Origin of the sequence: Paenarthrobacter sp. TAF1 (assembly GCF_052113825.1) — a bacterium.
Classification (GTDB): domain Bacteria; phylum Actinomycetota; class Actinomycetes; order Actinomycetales; family Micrococcaceae; genus Arthrobacter; species Arthrobacter nicotinovorans.
On sequence record NZ_JBFRDO010000010.1, the window covers coordinates 1 to 22247 of the forward strand.

Below are 22247 nucleotides of genomic sequence, written 5' to 3' on the forward strand. Positions count from 1 at the left end.
GGGTGCACTCGGACCCGCCGATCAGGAACGTCGCTTCCTTGTCTTCCCAGCACTCGAAAATGTTCGGGCAGCCGGCCTCTTCACAGACCGTGTGCAGGCCTTCCTTCTTCACCAGGTTCTTGAGCTGGACAAACTCAGGACCCATCTGGACCTTGGCCTTGATCCACTCAGGCTTACGTTCAACCGGTACCGCAGAATTACGCTGCTCAACGCGCAGCAACTTACGGCCTTCAGGTGCCAAGGTCACTGGAGTGCTCCTTCGGGGGTGGAAACGAGTGCTTCTTCATGCTTGCGGAATTCTTCCACGAAGCGGTCAACGATATCGGCGGGATTGATGGTCCGGCCGGTTTCCAGCGTCATGGTGGTGACGCTGGCGTCAGTGATTCCACAGGCAATGATTTGGTCGTAGGGTGCCAGGTCATTGCTGCAGTTGATGGCGACGCCGTGCATGGTGACACCCTCCAGGACGCGGATGCCGATTGCGGCTATCTTCCGGTCCGGTCCCTTGTCGTCGGCAAGGATCCATACTCCCGCGCGGCCCTTGACGGTGACGGCTTTGATTCCGTAGTCGACCATGACGGCGATCATGATGGCCTCGAGGCGCTCGACGTAGTCGCGGATGCCGGCTCGGTTTTTCAGTTTGAGGATCGGGTAAGCGATCAGCTGACCGGGACCGTGCCACGTCAGTTTGCCGCCACGGTCCACGGGAACCACGGGGGTTCCATCGAAGGGCCGCTCGTGATCTTCCGTGAGCTTGCCGGCAGTGTAAACGGCGGCGTGCTCCAGAAGCAGGACGGTGCTGTTCTGCTCACCCGCAACAACTTTGTTGTGGATCTCGCGCTGCAGGTCCCAGCCCTGTACGTAGTCAACGAAATCCGGGGCAAGACCCAGTTGTGAAAACTCAAGAGTCATGCGTTCAAGCTTAGACCCAGCAGGGGATTGCCCATGGTTTTGTGGTGAAGCTCTCAGTCGCATCACGTGCTGTCGCGACAGGTGCGAAAACGGCAAAAGTGCCGTGGCTGTGGATAACTTCTGCAGAGAATCGCAAGGTCCGGTAGACCTGATCCATGGAAACTCTGGAAACCGCCAATGCCGTGGCACCCCTGCTTCCGGGCTACGAAATTTCCCGACTCCTGGGTCAGGGCAGCAGCTCCGAAATCTGGCTCGTCAACCGGCTCAGCGACCGGGCCCTGTTGGTGGTCAAATGTCCGCGTGGAGAAGTGCAGGCTGAAGCCTTGGGGAGCGCCGCCCGCGAGGTCACGCTGCTGTCGCACCTGGTGCACCAACATCTTGTGCGCATCCACGAGGTCCTCCCAGCGGATGATGGTTCCGGCGGGACGGCCGGGATCGTTATGGATTACGCCGCAGGGGGATCGCTGGCGAACCTGGTGCCGGGGAGGAAACGGTTGAGCGTTGGCGAAACAGTGACGGTGCTGACGCCCATTGCACAGGCGTTGGACTATTTGCACCTCAACGGCATCGTGCACGGTGACGTTTCGCCGGGAAACGTCCTGTTCACAGCGGTGGGCATGCCGGTCCTGGCGGATCTGGGCCTTGCAGTGAGGGTGGGGGATCCGCATCAGAACCTTGATGCCGGAACCACGGGATTCAAGGATCCGTTCAGCCCGGTATCCACGCATGGGACCTCAGAACATGGGCTGCGGCCGCAACGGGACGTGTACTCCTTGGCGGCAGTCGGCTGGTACTGCCTGACCGGCGTCGTACCCGGGCCGCCCCAGGTGAGGCCACCATTGTCAATGCTGGTTCCTGACGTGCCGAAAGGCTTGGCCGCAGCCCTTGAGGCCGGGTTGGCACCGGACCCGCAGATGCGGCCGACGGCAAAGGAGTTCGGCACGGCTATCTTCAGGAGTGCTGCCCCGGAGACCCTTGACCTGTCCGGAGCGGTGCATGATTCCGTGATTCCTGAGTTGCTCACCCGGCGCGAAGTGCACGGTCGTCAGGCACGCCGGGCAAGCCGTGGGCACTCCTGGATGCGCAGGCTCCTGCCGTTGCCCCGGGTGGAGGGACAATCAGGAGCCCGACGGCCCGGTACCTCCAGGAGCGTCCTGGCTGTCCGCGTGGCTCTGGTGGGGGTGGGCGGCACGCTGATCGGCGTCATGGCTTGGAACCTGTGGCAAGGGGGTGGTCTCGAGCCAAGGAATTTCCAGGCTGAGCCAACGGCCAGCCCGTCTGCCGGTCCCGGTCCATCCATGGAGCCTGCAAAGGCGGATGATCTTCCGGAAGGGCTCGCCGGAGCCCTCACAGCCGATGATCCAGAGGTCGCTGTGGGTGCCCTCTCAGCTGTTCGTGACTTCGCGCTGAGGGAAGGACGGCTCCAACTGCTGGACCTGGTCAATGCCCAAGGTTCCCCGGCTGCGGAGTCGGATCACGGGCTTCGCGAACAGCTGCGGCTGTCCGGCACGACGTTCGGGGGGTTCACTACTGAACTGTCGGGAGCATCGGTTGGCGCATCACCGGAAGCGGACCGCGCACAGGTAGACGTCACGGCCACCATCTCGGCTTATGAGGAACGTGATGCGGCGGGCGCGGTGGTCCGGACGCAAACGGCCGGCGCGTCCCAAGCCCTTCGCCTGACCTTGATCCGTGCGGATGGACGCTGGTGGCTTTCGGAAGTAACCGGGCCGGGCAAATGACCGCATCACGGCAGGCCGTCCGGGAACCCTGCTGCGCTTAGTGGTCAGTGTCCCTACGCAGCCACTCCATGGCTTCGGCCAGGGACGGGTGTTGCCAGTGGAAGCCTGCTTCGGCCAGGCGGGAGGGCTCCATACGTTGGTTGGCCAGCACGAGTTCATCCGCCAGCTTCCCCAGGACAAGACGCAGGGCAGGGCGGGGCACCCGGCAAAACGCCGGCCGGTGATACGCCTTCGCCAGCGCCTTCACGATCGTGTTGACGTCAGCACTTTCCGGGGCGCAAACGTTGACCGGACCTTCGAGTCCGGACCTCAGGAGGAAAGCGAGGGCAGCCGCCTCGTCCTGCAGGGTGATCCATGGCCAGTACTGGCGTCCGTTCCCGAAAGGACCTCCGAGCCCAAGCTTCAACAGGGGGAGCAGGGGCCCCAACGCTCCGCCCGCGGAACTCAACACAACACCCGTTCGGGGAGTCACTACCCGGACGCCCGCCGGTGCCGTCATGGCAGCGCCTTCCCACTCGACGCAGAGCGGGCCCAGCACGCCGCCGCCGGCGGGCGAATCCTCGCGGAGGACGCCTGTACTGTCCGCTCCGTAATAACCGGAGGCGGATTGGCTGATGAAGGCAGCGGGCGGCTTGGCAAGGCGCCCCATGGCCGCGGTCAGCGTGTTCGTGGTTTGCAGTCTGGAATCGCGGAGGACTTCGATCCGTTTCTTCGTCCATGGCCGGTCCCCGATGCCGGCGCCGGAGAGGTTGACCACAGCATCCACGCCATCCAGGACTGCTTCGTCCAGCTCGCCCTTGGCGGGGTCCCAGGTGAATTCACCGGGCGTGTCGGCGGGCCGGCGCACAAGCCGGACAACCTCATCGCCCTGGGCGGCCAATTGCCCGGCCAGGGCGGTTCCAATCATTCCTGAAGCTCCGGACATCACGATGCGCATGACCCATCTCACCATAAGGCCAACGTCTGGCGGAAACGCCTGTCATTGCCGCCGAGGGCAGGTGCCTCTTGACTATGATCGAACAATGACCTCCTCCAGCTACCTCCGTTTCCCGCATGTGCACGGCGATCTGGTCACTTTCGTGGCCGAAGACGACGTCTGGGTCGCACCGCTCCAAGGGGGCCGCGCCTGGCGGGTCTCCTCCCAGCAGCTTCAAGCAAGGAACCCGCGGTTCACCCCGGATGGAAAACGGTTGGTGTGGACGGTCGTGGTGGGAACGTCCCCGGAAGTCGTCACGGCCAACGTCGACGGCGGAGGGTACCGGCAGCTGAGCTACTTCGGGCACAGCACCACGAAAGTCAAGGGATTCACTCCGGCGGGCCACGTAGTGGTTACCAGTGCCTTCCAGCAGGCGGAAAGCCGCCACACGCACGCCTACAGCCTCCCGCTCGACGGCGGCGCCGCCGTCGAACTTCCTTTTGGTCCGGTAGAGGCTGTTGCTTTCGGGCCGGAGATCGGCGACGAGAAGCCGGTGGTTCTGGCGAGCGTTCTTTCCCGCGAACCCGCCTGGTGGAAGCGTTACCGTGGCGGCACTGCCGGCAAGCTGTGGATCGACGCCGACGGCAACGGTGAGTTTGAACGGCTGATTCCGGAAATTGATGGAAACGTCACCGACCCCTTGTGGGTCAAGGGCAGGATCACTTTCCTGTCGGACCACGAAGGTTACGGCAATCTCTATTCAGTCCTTCCCGATGGCTCCGGTTTGCTGCGGCACACGGATCACGAAGACTTCTATGTCCGGCACGCCAGCACGGACGGCCAGCGGGTCGTCTTCGAGTCTGCCGGCGAGCTGTGGGTCCTTCCTTCCCTCGATGCTGAGGCGCAGCCGGCCAAGCTGGAGATCTCGCTCGGCTCAGCTTCACCGGCGCGCCGTCCCGCACCCCTCAAGGCTTCCGCGCACCTCGGCGATGTCTTCCCGAATGCCGGAGGCACGGCCAGCGCCGTGGAAGCGCACGGTACGATTCACTGGCTTCGGCATAAGGACGGCCCCTCGCGGGTGGTGGAGGCCACGCCCGGTGTCCGCGCACGCCTGCCCCGTCCGCTCACCGACGGCAGGATCGCCTACGTGGCGGACCACGGGGGAGTCGAAGCGCTTTACATCAAGCGCATTGCGGCACGGCTGACTGCCTCGGTGGAGGTATCCAAGGATACTGAGGCGCCGGCGCCGGCGAAGGAAGACGATTCCCTGCCGAAGCCGGTTTCCGCCTCAAACGTTTTGGGACAACCGAAAGCGGCCGGGGAGGCAGCCGCGCCGGTAACGCTTTCCGTCGCCAACGCCGACACTCCTGCCAACGCTGCGCCCTCGCCCGACACGGCCGCCGGCGTCTCTACCTCTGATGCAGTTCGTTCGCCCGAGGACGCCGCCCAGCTCCGCATCGACTTTCCGCAGCCCACTCGAACCAGCGCTTTGGAGCCGAGCCCTGATGGCCGCTGGATCGCCGTCGGGACCTCATTTGGTGATGTTTTCGTCGCTGATGCGTCGACCGGGAAGCTGGTCAAGCTCGTCAGTGTGGGCGATGGCAGCATCGAGCAGTTCGCGTGGTCGGGCGACTCGCAGTGGCTCGCCTGGTCCGAACCGGTCACGTCCTTTGGCTCACGCAGCAAGTTGAGGATTGCCCGCCCAGGCGAGGCCAGCCCGGGCATCATTGATGTCACTGACGGCCGCTTCTGCGACGAATGGCCCCGGTTCACCCCGGATGGCAAATTCCTGGCATTCCTGTCCAACCGGAGTTTCGACCCCGTCTACGACGGTCACTCCTTCGACCTCTCCTTCCCCAGCCCCATCAAGCCGTACATGGTGGCGCTGGCGGCGGATACGCCGTCGCCGTTCGGACCCTCGGTAGATACGCTTGAGGATGCGCCGCTGGATGCCGGAAAGTCCGACGACGGCGACATCCCGGACGTGCGCGTGGATGCCGAAGGACTGGCCCACAGGGTCATCACCGTTCCGGTTCCGCAGGGTAACTATTCCCACCTCGCCGTCGGCGAGGGCGCACTGCTGTGGTTGGACACTGAACTTTCAGGCGTTACCGGCGAGGGCAAAGGCACGCCCCAGGATAAGAAGTCTGCGCCATCCTTGGTGCGTTATGACCTCGCCAAGCGCAAGTCCACCACCATCGTTCCTGCAGTGGACAGCTACCGGCTATCCGGTGACCTGCGTCGGGTGGTTTACATCCTGGACAAGAGCGTCACCTCGGTGCCCGCCGATAGCAAGGTGGAGGAGGATTCGGCAGAACACGTGAAAGTGGAGCTCAACAGGATCCGCGTGACCCTCGACCCGGTCGCGGCCTGGGGACAGGCATTCGATGAAGCCTGGAGGTTGCAGCGCGACTTCTTCTGGACCGCGGACATGGCAGGCCAGGACTGGGACTCCGTCTACAAGAGGTACCGGCCGATCGTGGACCGCCTCGGCTCCCATGACGACCTCGTTGACCTGCTGTGGGAGCTCCACGGCGAGTTGGGAACCTCGCACGCCTACGTGCGTCCGGCAGCCGTCAACGAACCGGGGCGGAATGGCCAGGGGCGGCTGGGTGCCGAGCTGCAGCTCAGTAGCAAGGGTTGGGAAATCACCCGGATCCTCGCAGGGGAATCATCGGATCCGTTGGCTACCTCGCCCTTAACGCGACCCGGTGTGGACGCGAAGGTGGGCGACGTGCTCCTGGCTGTTGACGGCGTCGGGCTTTCGGCAGCCTTGACGCCGGCGATGCAGCTGGTGGGCGCAGCAGGACGGACTGTGGAGCTGACGCTTCTGAACGGTGACGGACACGGCGGTTCCGCTGGCGCGCAGCGACGTGTGGCAGTGGTTCCCATCCGTGATGAGGAACGGCTCCGCTACCAGGACTGGGTGCGTGCGAACCGCAGGACCGTCCGTGAAGCTTCCAATGGCAAGTTCGGTTACCTCCACGTCCCCGACATGATGGCCAACGGCTGGGCCCAGCTCCACCGTGACCTGGATACCGAAACGGCACTCGACGGACTGATAGTGGACGTTCGCCGCAACCGCGGTGGACACACCTCGCAACTGGTCGCCGAGCTGATTGGACGCAAGGTGACCGGCTGGAGCATGCCGCGCGGCGAAAAGCCCCGGACCTACCCGGACCACGCACCCCGAGGACCTGTCATCATCCTGACCGACGAATTTGCCGGTTCCGATGGCGACATCATCACGCAGGTCTCAAAACTCAGGGGCATCGGGCCTGTCATCGGGACCCGGACCTGGGGTGGCGTGGTGGGAATCGACAACCGCTTCTCGCTGGCCGACGGTACGGGCGTCACGCAGCCCCGCTACGCCACCTGGTTCAGCGGCGGAATCGGCTGGGACGTTGAGAACCGGGGCGTTGAGCCTGACATCGAAGTACTTTTCCCGCCGCACGCGTACGCAGCCGGCACGGATCCCCAGCTCGAGTACGGTATCGGTGCACTCAAGGAAATGATCCAGGAGCTGCCTACCGACCGGCCCCCGCTGCGCGAAGGCTACCGGAAGCTGCGGCCGGAGCCGTTGCCTTCACGGCCACAGGCCCGGAGGTAGAGGGCCCGGTAAGCACAAAGAACCCCGTCACCAGCTGGTGACGGGGTTCTTTTGCATCAAGCGCGGGGGTTCTGGCCCCTCTGCAATGCGCGCTTGCTGTGGCTACTCGGCGAGTGTTGCGTCCAAGGTGATTTCGATGCTGGCCAGCGCGCCCGAAACGGGGCAACCCGTCTTCGCGTCCTCGGAGATACGGCGGAAATCCTCTTGGGAAAGACCCGGAACCTTGGCGGTCATCGTCAGGTGGCTGCCGGTGATGCCGGTGCCCGGAACGAAGGTCACGTCGGCCTTGGTGTTGACTTCCTCGGCGGTGAATCCTTCACCGGCCAAGGCGTGGCTGAAGGCCATGGAGAAGCACGCGGAGTGGGCTGCAGCGATCAGTTCTTCCGGGCTGGTCTTGCCGCCGGACTGCTCCGTGCGGGCCTTCCAGGTGACATCGAACGTACCCAGGCCGGAGCTGTCCAGCGTGGTGTTTCCAGCGCCCTCAATGAGGTTGCCGTTCCATACCGTGTGTGCGGTGCGTGTTGCTGCCATGTCCACTCCTTGGGTCGTTGTATTCCGGCACCCGGCCTCCGCCGCGTGCCACCGCTTTCAATCCTAGGGATTCGGTCCAAGGACTGCACGGTCATTCCGCTGTCGGTGGATTGTGACCCCCTAAACTGGCGCCATGGATACAAAAGAACACGTAACCGGCGTGCAACGCCGAGGCCCAAGAATCGCGTCGATCATGGTCAATGCCGTGGATGCGGCCCGGCTCTCCGCTTTCTGGTCTGAACTGCTGGACATGCCCGTTGCAGCGGAGCACGAAGGTTTTATCTGGCTGCGTCCAGCCGAACCGGGTCTTCCCCAACTGGCGTTCCAGCAGGTCAACGAACCTACCGAAGGACGGCGCCGGCTTCACCTGGACCTTCACGACGCCGATGCCGCTGCCTTGCGGCGAAAGGCGGAGTCCCTGGGCGCTACCTTCATTGAGGGGCACGACGTGGCGGATTTCCACTGGGACGTCATGCATGATCCTGAGGGAAACGAGTTCTGTATCGCCCAGGAGTAGCAGCGTACTTAACGGCGGAGGCCGTCCCACCGGGCTGTGCGCACGGTGGGGCGGCCTCTTGCATCAGGATGCAGGCGTGGGAGCTAGTTCCAGAGAGTGGCGATTGCTATGTTCACCAAGGCAAGGCCGCCCACACCGTGAGCCAATCCGGTAGACACAGCTTCACCGTTCTTGACCTTGCGCGAGCCGATGACCGCCAGCACGGCCACGGCCACGGCAATGGCGAACTTGACGCCGAGCTTGAAGTAGTTGGGATCGGCGTCCGGCAAGAAGGGGATCACACCCATCATGGCGATGCCGGTCAGGAGCTGAAGGAACGCACCATCGCGCTGGCGCGGGTGGACGGTTGGCTCCCTGAGGGTGGCGATCCAGTAGCCCACGATCATGGCTGCGCCGACGATGTGCAAGAACACCAGAATGTTGAAGAGAATACTCATGGCCCTAGCTTATCCAGTCGGTTCTACGTCCTGTAGCAAAGCCACGCGCTGGTGTTAAAAGCGGAAGGGGCAGGTCCCCGGGTTTCCCCGGCAACCTGCCCCTTCCGGATCTGCGGGAGTACCTGCAGACGGAACTACTTAGAGACCGAGGTCTGCTTCGAACGCGCCCTCTTCAAGGCGTGCCTTGAGGGTCTGAAGGAACCGGCCGGCGTCGGCGCCGTCCACCAGGCGGTGGTCGTACGTCAGCGACAGGTACATCATGGAGCGGATGGCGATCGAGTCGTCACCGTTTTCGTCAGCAACCACAACAGCGCGCTTGACGATGGCACCGGTGCCGAGGATACCTACCTGCGGCTGGTTGATGATCGGGGTGTCGAACAGGGCGCCGACAGAACCGATGTTGGTGATGCTGAACGTACCGCCGGACAGCTCGTCCGGGCCGATCTTGCCGTCGCGGGTGCGGCCTGCAACATCAGCGATCTTCCCGGCAAGGCCGGCGAGGTTCAGGTTGCCGGCGTCGGAGATGACGGGAACCAGAAGGCCCTTGTCAGTGTCGACGGCGATCGCCAGGTGTTCGGCGTTGTGGTAGGTGATTTCCTGCTTGGACTCGTCGTAAGCAGCATTCAGCTTGGGGTGCTGCTTCAGTGCCTCGGCCACAGCCTTGGCGATGAACGGCAGGAACGTCAGCTTGACGCCGTTCTGGGCCTGGAACGAGTTCTTGGCCTTGAGGCGGAGCTTGGCGATCTTGGTCATGTCGACCTCGTGCACCTGGGTCAGCTGGGTGGAGACCTCAAGAGACTCGCGCATGCGGCGGGCGATGACCTGACGGATGCGGGGAGCCTTCTCCGTGGTGCCGCGCAGCGACGACGCAACGACCGGTGCAGCAGCCTTGGCTGCGGGCGCAGCGGCAGGAGCGGGGGCAGCCGGTGCAGCGGCAGCCTGCTTGGCTTCCGCGGCGGCAAGCACATCCTGCTTGCGGATACGTCCACCAACACCGGTGCCGGAGACAGATGCAATGTCAACGCCGTGCTGGTTGGCAAGCTTGCGAACCAACGGAGTGACGTAGCCGGATTCGGAGGAGCCAGCCGATTCGGCGGCAGGAGCAGCAGGTGCGGCGGCCGGAGCGGCTGCGGGAGCCGGGGCGGCTGCGGGAGCCGGGGCTGCTGCAGCGGGGGCAGGTGCTGCCGGTGCTTCTGCAGGGGCGGCCGGAGCCGGAGCGGCGGCCGGGGCGGCCGGAGCCGGAGCGGCGGCCGGGGCGGCTGCGCCCGAGCCGATGATTGCCAGGACGGAACCGACTTCAGCAGTCTCGTCCTCGTTGACGCGGATCTCCTGGAGGGTACCGGCAACGGGGGAGGGGATCTCCGTGTCGACCTTGTCGGTGGATACCTCAAGAAGGGGCTCGTCGACCTCAACGGTGTCACCGACGGCCTTGAGCCACCGGGTGACGGTGCCTTCGGTGACGCTCTCGCCCAACGCAGGGAGGGTGACTTCGTGGCCTTCGCCGGACGAAGCGGCGGGTGCTTCCGCAGCCGGAGCTTCTTCTGCGGCGGGAGCTTCTGCGGCGGCCGGTGCGGCCTCTTCCGCGGGAGCGGCAGGTGCTTCCTCAGCCGGTGCCGCAGGTGCGGCCTCTGCAGCTGAGCCGGAGCCATCGCCGATGCGGACCAAGGGTGCGCCAACTTCAGCCGTCTCGTCTTCAGCGACGAGGATTTCTTCGATGACGCCTGAGATCGGAGAAGGGATTTCGGTGTCTACTTTGTCGGTTGAAACCTCGAGCAGCGGCTCGTCGATCTCCACCCGGTCACCAACCTGCTTGAGCCAGCGGGTGACGGTTCCTTCGGTGACACTCTCACCGAGGGCGGGCAAGTTAACGGATTCAGACATGTCGTCCCCGTTCTCCTTATTGATCTTTGTGCGGATGAATTCTGCTGGTCCGGGCCGGGTGCATCCGGCAGATTCCGCCGCATGCACCCGACCCGTTTGTCTTGGGTAAAGACTTAGCCGTGGAGCGGCTTGCCCGCGAGGGCGAGGTGGGCTTCGCCCAAAGCTTCGTTCTGGGTCGGGTGGGCGTGGACCAGCTGGGCCACGTCCTCCGGGTAGGCTTCCCAGTTCACGATCAGCTGGGCTTCACCGATCTGTTCACCCATACGTGAACCAATCATGTGGATACCAACTACGGGGCCATCCTTCTGGCGGACAAGCTTGACGATGCCGCCTGTGCCGAGGATGGAGCTCTTGCCGTTTCCGGCAAGGTTGTATTCCTGGGTCTGCACCTGGTCGTCGCCGAATTTCTCCTTGGCGGCCTTTTCGGTGTAACCGACCGTGGCGATTTCAGGTTCGCAGTACGTGACCTTGGGGATGTTGATGTCTTCGACGATGGCCGGGTTCAAGCCGGCGATCTCCTCGGCAACGAAGATGCCCTGCTGGTAGCCACGGTGTGCGAGCTGGACTCCCGGGACGATGTCGCCCACGGCGTAGATGTTGCCGACACCGGTGTGGAGGCGCTCGTTGGTGATGACGAAGCCACGGTCGATGGTGATGCCGGCTTCTTCGTAGCCCAGGTTGGCGGTCACGGGACCGCGGCCTACTGCAACGAGCAGGAGGTCTGCTTCGAAGGTCTGGCCATCAACCAAGGTGACCTTGACGCCGTCGTCGTTCTGCTCGACGCCCTGGAAGAAGATGCCAGTGGTGAACTTGATGCCGCGCTTCTTGAACGCACGCTCGAGGTTCTTCACGATCGAGGCGTCCTCGTTGGGGACCAAGGAGGGGAGGCCTTCGATGATGGTGACGTCCACGCCGAAGGACTTCCACACGGAAGCGAATTCGACGCCGATGACGCCGCCGCCGAGGACGATGGCGCTCTTGGGGATGTAGTCCATGGTGAGGGCCTGGTCGGAGGTGATGACCTTGCCGCCGATTTCAAGGCCCGGGAGCGACCGCGAGTAGGAACCGGTGGCCAGGACAATGTTCTTGCCCGTGTAAGCCGTGCCGTTCACTACGACGGTGTTGTTGCCCTGGAGCTTGCCTTCACCCTCGATAACGGTGATGCCCTTGGACTTGATGAGTCCCTGGAGGCCCTTGAACTTGCCGGCGATGATGCCGTCCTTGTAGGCGTTCACGGCCGACATGTCGATGCTGTCGAGCGTGACGTTCACGCCGTACTTGGCGGAATCGCGTGCATGGTCAGCCAGTTCGGCCGAGTGCAGGAGGGCCTTGGTGGGGATGCAACCATTGTGCAGGCAGGTTCCGCCGAGCTTTGCCTTTTCCACAAGGCCAACGGTGAACCCAAGCTGCACGGCCCGCAGGGCAGTGGCGTAGCCGCCGCTGCCGCCACCGAGTACCAGGATGTCGAATTCTTGCGCAGTTGCCTGATCGGCCACTAAAACGCTCCCTCGCGTGAATGATGACACGGGACTGCGTGCCATCTGGTCTTTGGAACTTGTTCTGCCGTGATTATGCCAGCACCTAAGTTCTCTTGCATTTGTGACTATCGAGTTCACCTTAGCGAACCACCTACCCATGCTCCACCCTCTGCGGGTGTTTGTGGAGCGCTTGTGTCGAGACTCACGTTCACTTGTGACACAGCGCTACACGCCGCATAATTCCGGGGTTGCGTGGCCCTTGCCGGGTCATCGCCCGGACCACGCAACCCCGGAGGAAGCGGGGAGTGTGCCGCTAGGCGGAAACCGCCAAAAGGTCCTCGGCGTAGGCAACCAGGGTGCGGACGGTGCATCCGGTGCCCTGCTTGGGTGTGTAGCCGTAGGGGCTGCCGTTGTTGAAGGAGGGGCCGGCAATGTCCACGTGGGCCCACGGGATCTGCTCGCCGGAATCGTCCTTGCCCACGAATTCGCGCAGGAACACCGCGGCGGTCATCATGCCACCGTTGCGCTCACCAATGTTGGCGATGTCTGCCACCTGGGAGTCCAGGCTTGGGCGGAGTTCTTCCGGCAGCGGCATCGGCCACACCAGTTCGCCTGCGCGGTCGGCGGCGGACTTGAGTGCAGCCGTGACGGAATCCGAACCCATCACACCAGCGGTGCGCAGGCCCAGGGCGATCAGCTGCGCGCCCGTCAGGGTGGCGACGTCAATGATCACATCCGGCTTCTCCAGGCTGGCGGCGACGAGTCCGTCGGCCATCACAAGGCGACCCTCGGCGTCGGTGTTCAGTACTTCCACGGTCTTGCCGCCGTGGATGGTGAAGACATCGGCGGGCCGCGCTGCGGCACCGGACGGCATATTCTCTGCGATGCAGAGCCAGGCGGTTGCCTTGATGGGCAGACCCAGCGAAGCCAGCGCCAGGACAGTATTAAGGACGACGGCGGCGCCCGCCATGTCGCTCTTCATGTCGCCCATGCCGAGGGCGGGCTTGATGGAGATGCCACCGGTGTCAAACGTGATGCCCTTTCCGACGAGGGCAATCTTCCGGGTGGCCTTGGCGGGAGCGTATTCCACCTTGACCAGGCGCGGCTGGCGGGTGGAGCCCTTGCCGACGCCGAGGATGCCGCCAAAGCCCTCCTTCTCCAGGCGCTTCTCATCCCAGACGGTTACCTTGACCGGAAGGCCCTTGGCGAGTTCCTTGGCGGACTCGGCAAACGACTCAGGGTAGAGGTGGCTGGGCGGTTGGTTCACCAAGGTGCGGGTGGCGTTGACTGCCCTTGCCAGGACAACTGCCCGATCGAGCGCAGGCTGGGCCGTCTTTGCATCCACGTCAGAGAAGATCAGTGCCTTGGCCACCGGCGCCTTCAGGCCATCGGTGGAGGAGCGGTGCTCAGTGTAGGAATAGGCGCCCAAAGCGGCACCTTCGGCGACCGCTGCCACATCCGTGAGTGCCGGCGTCGGGAAAGCCAGTGTCACCGACGGCAGCCCTGCAAGCTGGCGCACTGCCGATCCTGCGGCCCGGCGCAAAGCCTCTTCGCTGAGGTTGCCGCCGTTGGCAAGTTTGCCCACGCCCGCCAAGACCAGAATTCCGGCGCCCGTTTCGGGCAGTCCGGGAAGGCGGTGCACCTGGTCGGCCGCGCCGCTGATCCCCAGGAGCTTCAGGGAGCCTGCCACAGACTCGGCAGACTTGGCACTGAGCGGATTGGGAAGCAGCACCGGCCCATCCGTGCCTTGTGCAACTCCGATCACGAGTGCGTCGCTGGGGGACTTTTTCAGGTCCTTGGCAATGATGCCCAGGATGATGTCAGTAGTCTTGACCACGAGGATGTGTCCTCACTTCTCTCTGCATTGCATGGCGGGGCCGCATGTTAGGCGGCCTGCCCCGGTACGCGCCCGACGTCCACGTGCGACGGCGGCCTTGGTCTTCAGGCCGGGCGTCACTGGAGGACGTCGGCCCGTTTCGATCGTAGTCTCTCAGCGACCGCTGACAGCAATTAAATGAGAGCTGCCGCACATCGGGAGCAGGAATGCCAGCTCCGCGTGCAGCGTTGTAACCATACAGACCATCCCGAACCACAGAACCGAACTTGCCCCGTGAAAGGAATACGCCGTGTTTGAACGGATATCCGGCACCCTCCTGGACCCTGAAGCGCTCTACGCGAGCAACATCGAGACCTTCCACAGCCCCGAATTGCGCGGTCTGGACATGGTCATGGGCTTCACGGGGTTTGCCGATGCCGGTCATGTAGTCCGGCAAATCAATGCGGAACTGTTGGACGAGCTCGATGCCGAGGTCGTGGCCATGTTCGACGCCGACCAGCTCATCGACTACCGCTCGCGCCGACCCCACATCAGCTTTGTGGAGGACCATCTGCAGGATTACCAGGCGCCCAAGCTCGGCCTGTACAAGCTGACGGATGGGCTGGGACAGCCTTTCCTCCTGCTGGCCGGTTTTGAACCTGATCTGCAATGGGAGCGGTTTGCCCGCGCCGTGGTCGGAATCGTGGAGAAACTGGACGTCAACCTCGTCACGTGGATCCACTCAATCCCCATGCCTGTGCCGCACACCCGGCCAGTGGGTGTGACGGTGCACGGCAACAGGCCTGAGCTCATCGAAGGAATCTCCAGCTGGAAGCCCACCGTGGAGGTGCCGGCAGCCATTGGCCACATCCTCGAGCTTCGGCTCACCGAGGCCGAACGCAGCGTCGCCGGTTACGTCATCCATGTGCCGCACTACTTGTCCGAGGCCGAGTACCCTCCCGCGGCAGTAGCGGGCTTGGAATACCTCGGGGCGGCGACGTCCCTGATGCTCCCCACTGACCGCCTGCGCGAAGCCGGGCGGGAGGTTGGCCGGCAGATCGCTGAGCAGATCGCAGCTTCCGAAGAAGTGCAGGCGGTGGTGGCGAACCTGGAGACCCGCTACGACGAGAAATCCGAGGGAATCGTCCGCCGCTCCCTGCTTGCCGACGAGAACGACGAACTGCCCAACGCCGAGGACATCGGAGCAGCTGTGGAAGCGTACCTGGCACGTAAAGACACGCCTCAATAAATCAGCTTTATCCGTTGACCGGCATAATTGAGGTGTGACTTCTCCCCGCGCCTGGCTTATTTGGACCATAGGCATCTTCGCCTACCTCGTGGCTGTAGCGCAGCGGACTTCCTTCGGCGTGGCAGGTTTGGAGGCAACTGAACGGTTCCACGCCAGCGCCTCAGCCATCTCCTTCTTCACCGTCCTGCAGTTGTTGGTCTATGCAGGGCTGCAGATTCCGGTGGGCGTACTGGTGGACCGGTTCGGGTCGCGGGTCATGGTGGCCGGCGGTGCTGTCCTCATGGCCGCCGGACAACTCCAGCTTGCTTTCGCTGAGAGCATTCCCGGCGGTGTCCTGGGCCGCGTTCTCGTAGGGGCGGGCGATGCCATGACGTTCATCTCGGTAATCCGCCTTGTTCCCCTGTGGTTCGCCCCGGCAAGGGTTCCCCTGGTGACCCAGTTGACTGGCATGTGCGGCCAGCTGGGCCAGCTGTTCAGTGTGGTCCCGTTCGCGTTGTTGCTGCATTCTGCCGGATGGACGCCAGCGTTCCTGACACTGGCTGCGATGTCGGTGCTGGCAGTTGTCCTGGTCCTTTGCCTGTTGCGGGACGCCCCTCCAGGCCACCCCGCCAAGGCTTCGGCCCAAGGCCTGCGGGCCACGGGCGTTTCCCTGTCCAGCGCCTGGAAACAGCCCGGGACCAGGCTGGGCCTGTGGAGCCACTTCACCGTACAGTTCAGCGGCAACCTCTTTGCGATGACATGGGGATACCCGTTCCTGCTCTCAGCCCAGGGACTGGACGCCGGAACGGTGTCCGCCCTGATGGCGCTCTTCGTGGCAACGGCCATCGTTGCCGGACCAGGACTAGGACGGTTCGTCTCCAGGCACCCCATGCGCAGATCGGCAATGGTCCTTCTGATCACCACCGCCACGGCCATGGCGTGGGCGGCCGTGCTCCTTCTTCCTGAGCGGGCTCCACTCTGGCTTCTGGTTCTCTTGGTTGTGGTGCTTGCCATCGGTGGCCCGGGCTCCATGATCGGCTTTGACTTCGCCCGGACGTTCAATCCTTCACACCGGATCGGCACGGCAACAGGAATCGTCAACGTTGGCGGCTTCATCGCCGCCCTCATTGCCATCTACCTCATTGGCCTGGTGCTCGACCTCCTGAACGCCAGCGGATTCTCCGGCGGAGAGTTGTACGGCCTCGCACCGTTCCGGATTGCCCTCAGTGTCCAGTTCCTGCTGCTCGCGATCGGAACCGTCCTGATTCTGGTAACCCGGCGGAAAGTCCGGCGCCAAATGGCAAGCCAGGGCATCCACGTCCCTCCGTTGGCAACCGCGCTCGCAAGGCAGCGGCGTGAGCGCCTGGAGCGCCGGCGCGAGGCACGCTCCAAGGCGGCGGGGACTAGAGCGGCGGGCGAGTAGAAGGCGCGCAGCTGCCGCCTCCGCACCCTGACGGCTTTTCCACATAGCTGGGTTTGTGCCTGTTCCTTGTCTTCGCCGGTGCGCAGGCTTGAGGCATGACCACCAACAAAACTCTTAACATCCACCAGCCCGAAGACATCCTTGGCTACATACCCCACATGCTGGGCTATTGGCCCGAGGACAGCCTCGTGGCCATCACGATGCAGGGAAAGCTCCTGGGCGCAACCCTCCGGGTAGACCTGCCGGCGTTGTCCTCCCACGCAGCCATGGCCCGTTTCGCTGAACATGTGCGCCAGTATCTGATTGCCGATGAGGCTGCCAATGGCGTGGTCCTCGCCGTGTATACCGATGGCGGTTGGCAGGACGGCTCAGTGGTTGGCCGGATGACGCCCTTGCTCGATGCCCTCAGGGCCAGCCTCGACTGCGTCGATCTCTCAGTGCGTGACGCTTGGCTGGTGGGTGCCGAATACTGGCGGGGAGCCTACTGCGTCGATGAAGGCTGTTGCCCGCTTCCCGGGTTCGCCGTTGAACGGATCAAGGAAAGCCGGCTCAGTGCGGAATTGGTGTACCAGGGGAATGCCATCGGACCGTCCCCACGAAAAGGCTTTGAAGGGCTGGGACTCGCCTTGTCCGGCCCGCACGGATCCCGGGTATCGGAAGCGGAGGTGCAATTCGGTCGACAGATACTTGGCAGCTGGCGCAGCGAGGCCTGCTTCGATGCTGTCCTTGCTGTGTGGCGGTACGTCATGACCAGGGCCCTCCGGAATGCTCCCCTGGACCCGGCCGCTGATGCGACGCTCATCGGATTTCTTAGGACCACGCTGAAAGTGACGGCGTGGCGGGACGCGGTGGTGGTGATGGCCGCAGCCGGCACGGATGCTGCAAAGTCCGGCGCTGAAGAATTCGGACTCTTCGTCGAGGATGGGCTGGACAGCCCACCTTTTGATTCTCGGGAACTGGGCGTGCCCGATGTCGGGCCAACCACCGAAAACCAGTCGGGGGCCGCCCGTACTGCAGGATCCGGGGAGTCCGCCGACGTTTACACCTACGGCGATGTCCTGTTGGGCATGCATCCGGAGGTGCCCTGCTGGAGCGACCTCGACGTGCTGCAACAGGCCCTTGCCCTACTGACCATCGAGGGCGAGCTGGGAGAAGTGGCAGCCGCTGCGCTGACCCTGCAAGGGTGGATTTTCTGGTGCAGGGGCAACGGCTCCCTCGCACACGCCTGCCTGAGCCGGGCCGGAGACGCCCAGCCAGRCTACCGCTTGGCCGAGCTGCTCATGGAGATTCTGGGGGAGGGCGTTCTGTGTGGGTGGGCGCGCCGCCCCGACTCCGCATGGAAGGGGCCGGGCAATGCACCTGCCTAGTTTCCTTGGCACTCAACAGGCGTACGTTTCGCAAAACCGTGAGACAATGGATGCCGAGACCCGGTTGGGTCCGCGTTTGAATGCCTGGATGGGCCCGGAGACGGGAACAATCCAGTGTCGCCGGTAGTTGTAATCAAAGACTCTGCAGGCGGTGATCGCATTTGAAGTTGATCGCGGACTTGACAGGGTCATAGTGGTGTTGCCCGTATGGTGATTCCACAGACCGCCGCTAGAAAGGTTTTCTGTGACCCCGTCTTCCGTCGAGAAGGAACCCGCCGCCCAGGCCGAATTGTCCGCTGAGGAAAAGAAGGCGGCCACATCGGCAAAGCGCGCTGCGACACGTGCTGCCAACAAGGCTTCAGAGGGCGACTCTGACAAGCCTGCCCCGAAGAAGCGTGGACCCAAGCCCGGTGCGAAGGCCGCTGCCGAAGCAGCGAACAGCTCCTCCGCCACCGACGCCGAGGAGCCCAGCGCCGAGGACGAAGACTTCGACCCCGCAGCAGCGGAGGAAGTCGAAGTCGGAGACGACGACACCGAGGACGGCGCGACTGCCGCCAAAGACAAGGCTGCCCCGTCCGGCTCAGGCTTTGTCTACTCGGATGCCGATGATGACGACGCACCTGTACAGCAGGTCATGTCAGCTGGTGCAACCGCAGACCCCGTCAAGGACTACCTGAAGCAAATCGGCAAGGTGGCCTTGCTGAACGCCGAACAGGAAGTCGATCTGGCCCTCCGCATCGAGGCCGGGCTCTTCGCTGAGGAAAAGATCAACGCGGATGACGGGTCCATGGATCCCAAGCTCAAGCGCGAGCTCGAGTTCGTCATCCACGATGGCAAGCGTGCAAAGAACCACCTGCTCGAGGCCAACCTTCGCCTGGTTGTATCGCTCGCGAAGCGTTACACCGGACGAGGCATGCTGTTCCTGGACCTGATCCAGGAAGGCAACCTGGGCCTTATCCGCGCCGTGGAGAAGTTCGACTACACCAAGGGCTTCAAGTTCTCCACTTACGCCACGTGGTGGATCCGCCAGGCAATTACCCGTGCCATGGCTGACCAGGCCCGCACCATTCGTATTCCGGTGCACATGGTCGAAGTCATCAACAAGCTGGCCCGCGTTCAGCGCCAGATGCTTCAGGACCTGGGCCGCGAGCCCACGCCCGAGGAGCTGGCACTGGAACTGGACATGACACCCGAAAAGGTCGTCGAGGTCCAGAAGTACGGTCGCGAACCCATCTCGCTCCACACCCCGTTGGGCGAGGACGGCGACTCCGAGTTCGGTGACCTGATCGAGGACTCCGAAGCAGTTGTTCCGGCTGACGCAGTGAGCTTCACGCTCCTGCAGGAGCAGTTGCACTCAGTTTTGGACACCTTGTCAGAGCGTGAAGCAGGCGTGGTCGCCATGCGCTTCGGCCTCACTGATGGCCAGCCGAAGACTTTAGACGAAATCGGCAAGGTCTACGGAGTGACGCGTGAGCGCATCCGCCAGATCGAATCCAAGACCATGTCCAAGCTGCGGCACCCGTCCCGCTCGCAGGTCCTGCGGGACTACCTGGACTAAACGTTCCAAGCAAGTGCGTCAGCACCAAAGCGGCCCAGTCGGTTATCCGGCTGGGCCGCTTTCTTGTTGACCGCCCGGACATCAATCCACGGCGGAACCGGCATTAAGCAGCGCCCTGTGGAAGCAGGCGGACACAGCAAAAAGGACCCCTCCCGGTGGGGAGGGGTCCTTTGGCTCGATGTGGTTCCGGACTCTTGCCGGTTGCATTGTCCAGTCGACGTGTATGTTAGTCGACGGGTACGGGTGCCTTCTCATTGAGGCGCTCGGTCTCATCATGCCAGTCGGAAGTCATGGGCCGGAGCGTGGCTTCAACTGCACGTGCGTGGTGGCCGCAGAAGARCAGCTCACCACCGGAGGACTCGAGTACAACGCGGACATACGCCTGGGCTCCGCAACGATCGCACCGGTCAGCGGCGTTCAGTGTGCGGTCTGCAACTGCTGTTGTCATGTCGGCCTCCTTAGTAGTTCTGTACATCCATATAACCAGCATTCGACGCAGATCCATGGCAAGGATGGGTCACTTTCGCTGTCCGCGTATCACATGTGCGTAACGTAACGATGCGGATCATCGGACGCCGGGAGTGGCAACCAGTACCTAAGGGCCACGGCGGCTAGCCTAGTATGGGCAGTGTTTGCCTTGAATTACCAGCGAAATACCAGCGACATACGGCTGGGAAGCACCCTGAGTTATACCCCCGAAGGAGCACACCCCCACGTGGCACCGAGTTCTGAATACAACGCCCGGCATTTGTCTGTCCTGGAGGGCCTGGAAGCGGTCCGCAAGCGCCCGGGCATGTACATCGGCTCCACCGACTCACGTGGCCTCATGCACTGCCTGTGGGAAATCATCGACAACGCCGTGGACGAAGCCCTGGCCGGCTTTGGGCACGACATCAAAGTTATCCTGCACGCGGACAACTCAGTGGAAATCCATGATGACGGCCGTGGCATTCCAGTGGACGTCGAGCCCAAAACCGGCCTGTCCGGCGTCGAAGTCGTCTTTACCAAGCTGCACGCGGGCGGCAAATTCGGCGGCGGCTCCTACACGGCGTCCGGTGGCCTGCATGGCGTGGGCGCTTCCGTGGTCAATGCACTGTCCAGCCGCCTCGATGTCCAGGTGGACCGCGGCAGCAAGACCTATCAGATGTCCTTCCGCCGGGGTGAACCTGGCCGCTTCCTCGATGCCGGCTCCAAGACCGGACCTGATTCGCCGTTCGAACCATTCGTTGAGAATTCGGTACTGGACGTTGTGGGCAAGGCCAAGCGGGGCGTCACAGGAACCCGTGTGCGCTACTGGGCGGACCGCCAGATTTTCACCCCCGACGCGAAGTTCTCCTACGACGATCTGGTGGCCCGCGCCCGCCAGACGTCCTTCCTCGTGCCCGGCTTGCGGATCACGGTCCGCGACGAACGAAAGCTCGCCGGCACCCCCGGTGAGCACGGGGTCCACGAGGAAGTGTTCCACCACGACGGCGGTATCAGTGAATTCGTTGAATTCCTGGCAGCCGACTCCGGCGTTACCGATGTGTGGCGGCTTCACGGATCCGGGAAATTCAAGGAAACCGTTCCTGTGCTGGATGAGAACGGGCACAGCAAGATCGCCGAAGTGGAGCGTGACTGCGAAGTCGACATCGCACTGCGTTGGGGGATCGGCTATGAAACCACCATGCGCAGCTACGTCAACATCATTGCAACGCCCAAGGGTGGCACGCACCAGTCGGGCTTTGAAGCTGCTCTCCTGAAGACCTTCCGTAAGGCCGTGGAAACCAATGCCCGCAAGCTCAAAGCGGGCAACGACAAGATCGAAAAGGACGACATTCTTGCCGGCTTGACGGCCGTCCTGACTGTTCGCCTGGCTGAGCCGCAGTTCGAAGGGCAGACCAAGGAGATTCTTGGAACTTCAGCGGTTCGGGCGATCGTTGCCAAGGTGGTTGAAAAGGAAATCACCGCACGCTTGAACTCGGCCAACCGCAACGACAAGGCACAGTCGGCCCTCCTGCTGGAGAAGATGGTCAGCGAGATGAAATCGCGCATCTCAGCCCGCGTCCACAAGGAGACCCAGCGCCGCAAAAACGCGCTGGAGACTTCGTCGATGCCCACCAAACTGGCTGATTGCCGCACGGATGATGTGGCGCGGTCGGAATTGTTCATTGTGGAGGGAGATTCCGCGCTCGGTACAGCGAAGCTTGCGCGGTCCTCGGATTTCCAGGCGCTGCTGCCGATTCGTGGAAAGATCCTGAATGTCCAAAAGGCGTCGGTGGGCGACATGTTGTCCAACGCTGAGTGCGCTGCCCTGATCCAGGTGGTGGGCGCCGGTTCCGGCCGAAGCTTCGACCTTGATGCGGCGCGCTATGGCAAAGTCATCCTCATGACGGATGCCGACGTTGACGGTGCCCACATACGTACTCTGCTGCTGACGCTGTTCTTCCGGTACATGCGGCCCATGGTCGAAGCCGGCCGGGTGTTCGCCGCAGTCCCGCCGCTGCACCGCGTGGAAGTCATCAACCCGGGCCAGAAGGCCAACGAGATGATCTATACCTACTCCGAAGCCGAGCTTCACGTGCTCCTCGCGAAGCTGGTCAAGGAAGGGAAACGGTATAAAGAACCGATCCAGCGCTACAAGGGCCTTGGCGAGATGGACGCCCAGCAGTTGGCGGAGACCACCATGGATCCCCGGCACAGGACCCTGCGGAAAGTCGGTATCGACAGTGCGCAGCGGGCGGAAGAAGTCTTCGACCTGCTGATGGGCTCGGATGTGGCACCACGCAAGGAATTCATCATCGCCGGCGCAGCAACCTTGGACCGGGAGCGTATCGACGCTTAGCCCCACC

The 22247-nt window shown here is 63.2% G+C and carries 16 protein-coding genes and 1 pseudogene; 8 read left to right on the forward strand and 9 right to left on the reverse strand.

Features of this window, described 5'->3' with window-relative positions; all coding sequences use genetic code 11:
• Positions 1-247: pseudogene (locus AB4Y81_RS13705) on the reverse strand (lipoyl synthase); the annotation flags it as partial.
• On the reverse strand, positions 244-912 hold the full coding sequence (lipB, locus tag AB4Y81_RS13710) for a lipoyl(octanoyl) transferase LipB (protein WP_018778719.1): 669 nt from the start codon (positions 910-912) through the stop codon (positions 244-246). The pseudogene AB4Y81_RS13705 and the gene lipB, both read right to left, overlap by 4 nt.
• A gap of 155 nt (positions 913-1067) precedes the next feature.
• Here lipB and AB4Y81_RS13715 point away from each other — a divergent pair, with 155 nt between their 5' ends.
• A complete protein-coding gene (locus AB4Y81_RS13715; protein ID WP_441996098.1) occupies positions 1068-2654 on the forward strand; it encodes a serine/threonine protein kinase in 1587 nt (528 codons plus the stop codon).
• 37 nt (positions 2655-2691) lie between these two features.
• Here the strand turns inward: AB4Y81_RS13715 and AB4Y81_RS13720 are convergent, their stop codons facing one another.
• Positions 2692-3591 carry a TIGR01777 family oxidoreductase gene (locus tag AB4Y81_RS13720; protein ID WP_035733932.1) on the reverse strand — a complete coding sequence of 300 codons (900 nt, stop codon included), beginning with the start codon at positions 3589-3591 and terminating at the stop codon, positions 2692-2694.
• An 85-nt stretch (positions 3592-3676) separates the two neighbouring features.
• On the opposite strand from AB4Y81_RS13720, the gene AB4Y81_RS13725 reads away from it, so the two are divergent.
• Entirely contained in the window at positions 3677-7180 is a 3504-nt protein-coding gene (locus AB4Y81_RS13725; RefSeq protein WP_441996099.1) for a S41 family peptidase, read from the forward strand.
• 102 nt (positions 7181-7282) lie between these two features.
• Here AB4Y81_RS13725 and AB4Y81_RS13730 read toward each other — a convergent pair whose 3' ends face one another.
• On the reverse strand, positions 7283-7711 hold the full coding sequence (locus AB4Y81_RS13730; protein ID WP_018778715.1) for an OsmC family protein: 429 nt from the start codon (positions 7709-7711) through the stop codon (positions 7283-7285).
• Between the two features lie 133 nt (positions 7712-7844).
• Here AB4Y81_RS13730 and AB4Y81_RS13735 point away from each other — a divergent pair, with 133 nt between their 5' ends.
• The gene (locus AB4Y81_RS13735) at positions 7845-8228 is read left to right on the forward strand and encodes a VOC family protein (RefSeq protein ID WP_055977733.1); all 384 of its coding nucleotides are present in this window, start codon (positions 7845-7847) and stop codon (positions 8226-8228) included.
• An 83-nt stretch (positions 8229-8311) separates the two neighbouring features.
• Here the strand turns inward: AB4Y81_RS13735 and AB4Y81_RS13740 are convergent, their stop codons facing one another.
• The 4 genes from AB4Y81_RS13740 to AB4Y81_RS13755 all read right to left on the reverse strand — a co-directional run bounded on the left by AB4Y81_RS13740 (position 8312) and on the right by AB4Y81_RS13755 (position 13861).
• Positions 8312-8665 carry a hypothetical protein gene (locus AB4Y81_RS13740; protein ID WP_018778713.1) on the reverse strand — a complete coding sequence of 118 codons (354 nt, stop codon included), beginning with the start codon at positions 8663-8665 and terminating at the stop codon, positions 8312-8314.
• Between the two features lie 138 nt (positions 8666-8803).
• Positions 8804-10546, reverse strand: a complete 1743-nt coding sequence (gene sucB / locus AB4Y81_RS13745; RefSeq protein WP_055977730.1) for a 2-oxoglutarate dehydrogenase, E2 component, dihydrolipoamide succinyltransferase — start codon at positions 10544-10546, stop codon at positions 8804-8806.
• Positions 10547-10659: 113 nt separating this feature from the next.
• Complete coding sequence (gene lpdA, locus AB4Y81_RS13750; protein ID WP_018778711.1) at positions 10660-12042, reverse strand: dihydrolipoyl dehydrogenase; 1383 nt, start codon at positions 12040-12042, stop codon at positions 10660-10662.
• 295 nt (positions 12043-12337) lie between these two features.
• Positions 12338-13861 (reverse strand): leucyl aminopeptidase, encoded by a 1524-nt coding sequence (locus AB4Y81_RS13755; RefSeq protein WP_018778710.1) that lies wholly within the window; start codon positions 13859-13861, stop codon positions 12338-12340.
• Positions 13862-14150: 289 nt separating this feature from the next.
• On the opposite strand from AB4Y81_RS13755, the gene AB4Y81_RS13760 reads away from it, so the two are divergent.
• From AB4Y81_RS13760 to AB4Y81_RS13775, 4 genes are all read left to right on the forward strand, one after another.
• Entirely contained in the window at positions 14151-15089 is a 939-nt protein-coding gene (locus AB4Y81_RS13760; protein ID WP_018778709.1) for a proteasome assembly chaperone family protein, read from the forward strand.
• Between the two features lie 34 nt (positions 15090-15123).
• Positions 15124-16491, forward strand: a complete 1368-nt coding sequence (locus AB4Y81_RS13765; RefSeq protein WP_018778708.1) for an MFS transporter — start codon at positions 15124-15126, stop codon at positions 16489-16491.
• Positions 16492-16586: 95 nt separating this feature from the next.
• Complete coding sequence (locus AB4Y81_RS13770; protein ID WP_441996100.1) at positions 16587-17858, forward strand: DUF4192 domain-containing protein; 1272 nt, start codon at positions 16587-16589, stop codon at positions 17856-17858.
• 244 nt (positions 17859-18102) lie between these two features.
• Positions 18103-19416 carry an RNA polymerase sigma factor gene (locus tag AB4Y81_RS13775; protein WP_018778706.1) on the forward strand — a complete coding sequence of 438 codons (1314 nt, stop codon included), beginning with the start codon at positions 18103-18105 and terminating at the stop codon, positions 19414-19416.
• A 226-nt stretch (positions 19417-19642) separates the two neighbouring features.
• Here AB4Y81_RS13775 and AB4Y81_RS13780 read toward each other — a convergent pair whose 3' ends face one another.
• Positions 19643-19864, reverse strand: coding sequence for a DUF7455 domain-containing protein (locus AB4Y81_RS13780; protein ID WP_441996101.1), 222 nt, complete (start codon positions 19862-19864; stop codon positions 19643-19645).
• 267 nt (positions 19865-20131) lie between these two features.
• Here AB4Y81_RS13780 and AB4Y81_RS13785 point away from each other — a divergent pair, with 267 nt between their 5' ends.
• On the forward strand, positions 20132-22240 hold the full coding sequence (locus AB4Y81_RS13785) for a DNA gyrase/topoisomerase IV subunit B (protein WP_039240769.1): 2109 nt from the start codon (positions 20132-20134) through the stop codon (positions 22238-22240).
• Positions 22241-22247: the final 7 nt, after the last annotated feature.

Coding starts and splice junctions, on each gene's coding strand:
- lipB (WP_018778719.1), bottom strand. CDS start 912: ATGACTCTTGAGTTTTCACAACTGGGTCTTGCCCCGGATTTCGTTGAC.
- AB4Y81_RS13715 (WP_441996098.1), top strand. CDS start 1,068: ATGGAAACTCTGGAAACCGCCAATGCCGTGGCACCCCTGCTTCCGGGC.
- AB4Y81_RS13720 (WP_035733932.1), bottom strand. CDS start 3,591: ATGCGCATCGTGATGTCCGGAGCTTCAGGAATGATTGGAACCGCCCTG.
- AB4Y81_RS13725 (WP_441996099.1), top strand. CDS start 3,677: ATGACCTCCTCCAGCTACCTCCGTTTCCCGCATGTGCACGGCGATCTG.
- AB4Y81_RS13730 (WP_018778715.1), bottom strand. CDS start 7,711: ATGGCAGCAACACGCACCGCACACACGGTATGGAACGGCAACCTCATT.
- AB4Y81_RS13735 (WP_055977733.1), top strand. CDS start 7,845: ATGGATACAAAAGAACACGTAACCGGCGTGCAACGCCGAGGCCCAAGA.
- AB4Y81_RS13740 (WP_018778713.1), bottom strand. CDS start 8,665: ATGAGTATTCTCTTCAACATTCTGGTGTTCTTGCACATCGTCGGCGCA.
- sucB (WP_055977730.1), bottom strand. CDS start 10,546: ATGTCTGAATCCGTTAACTTGCCCGCCCTCGGTGAGAGTGTCACCGAA.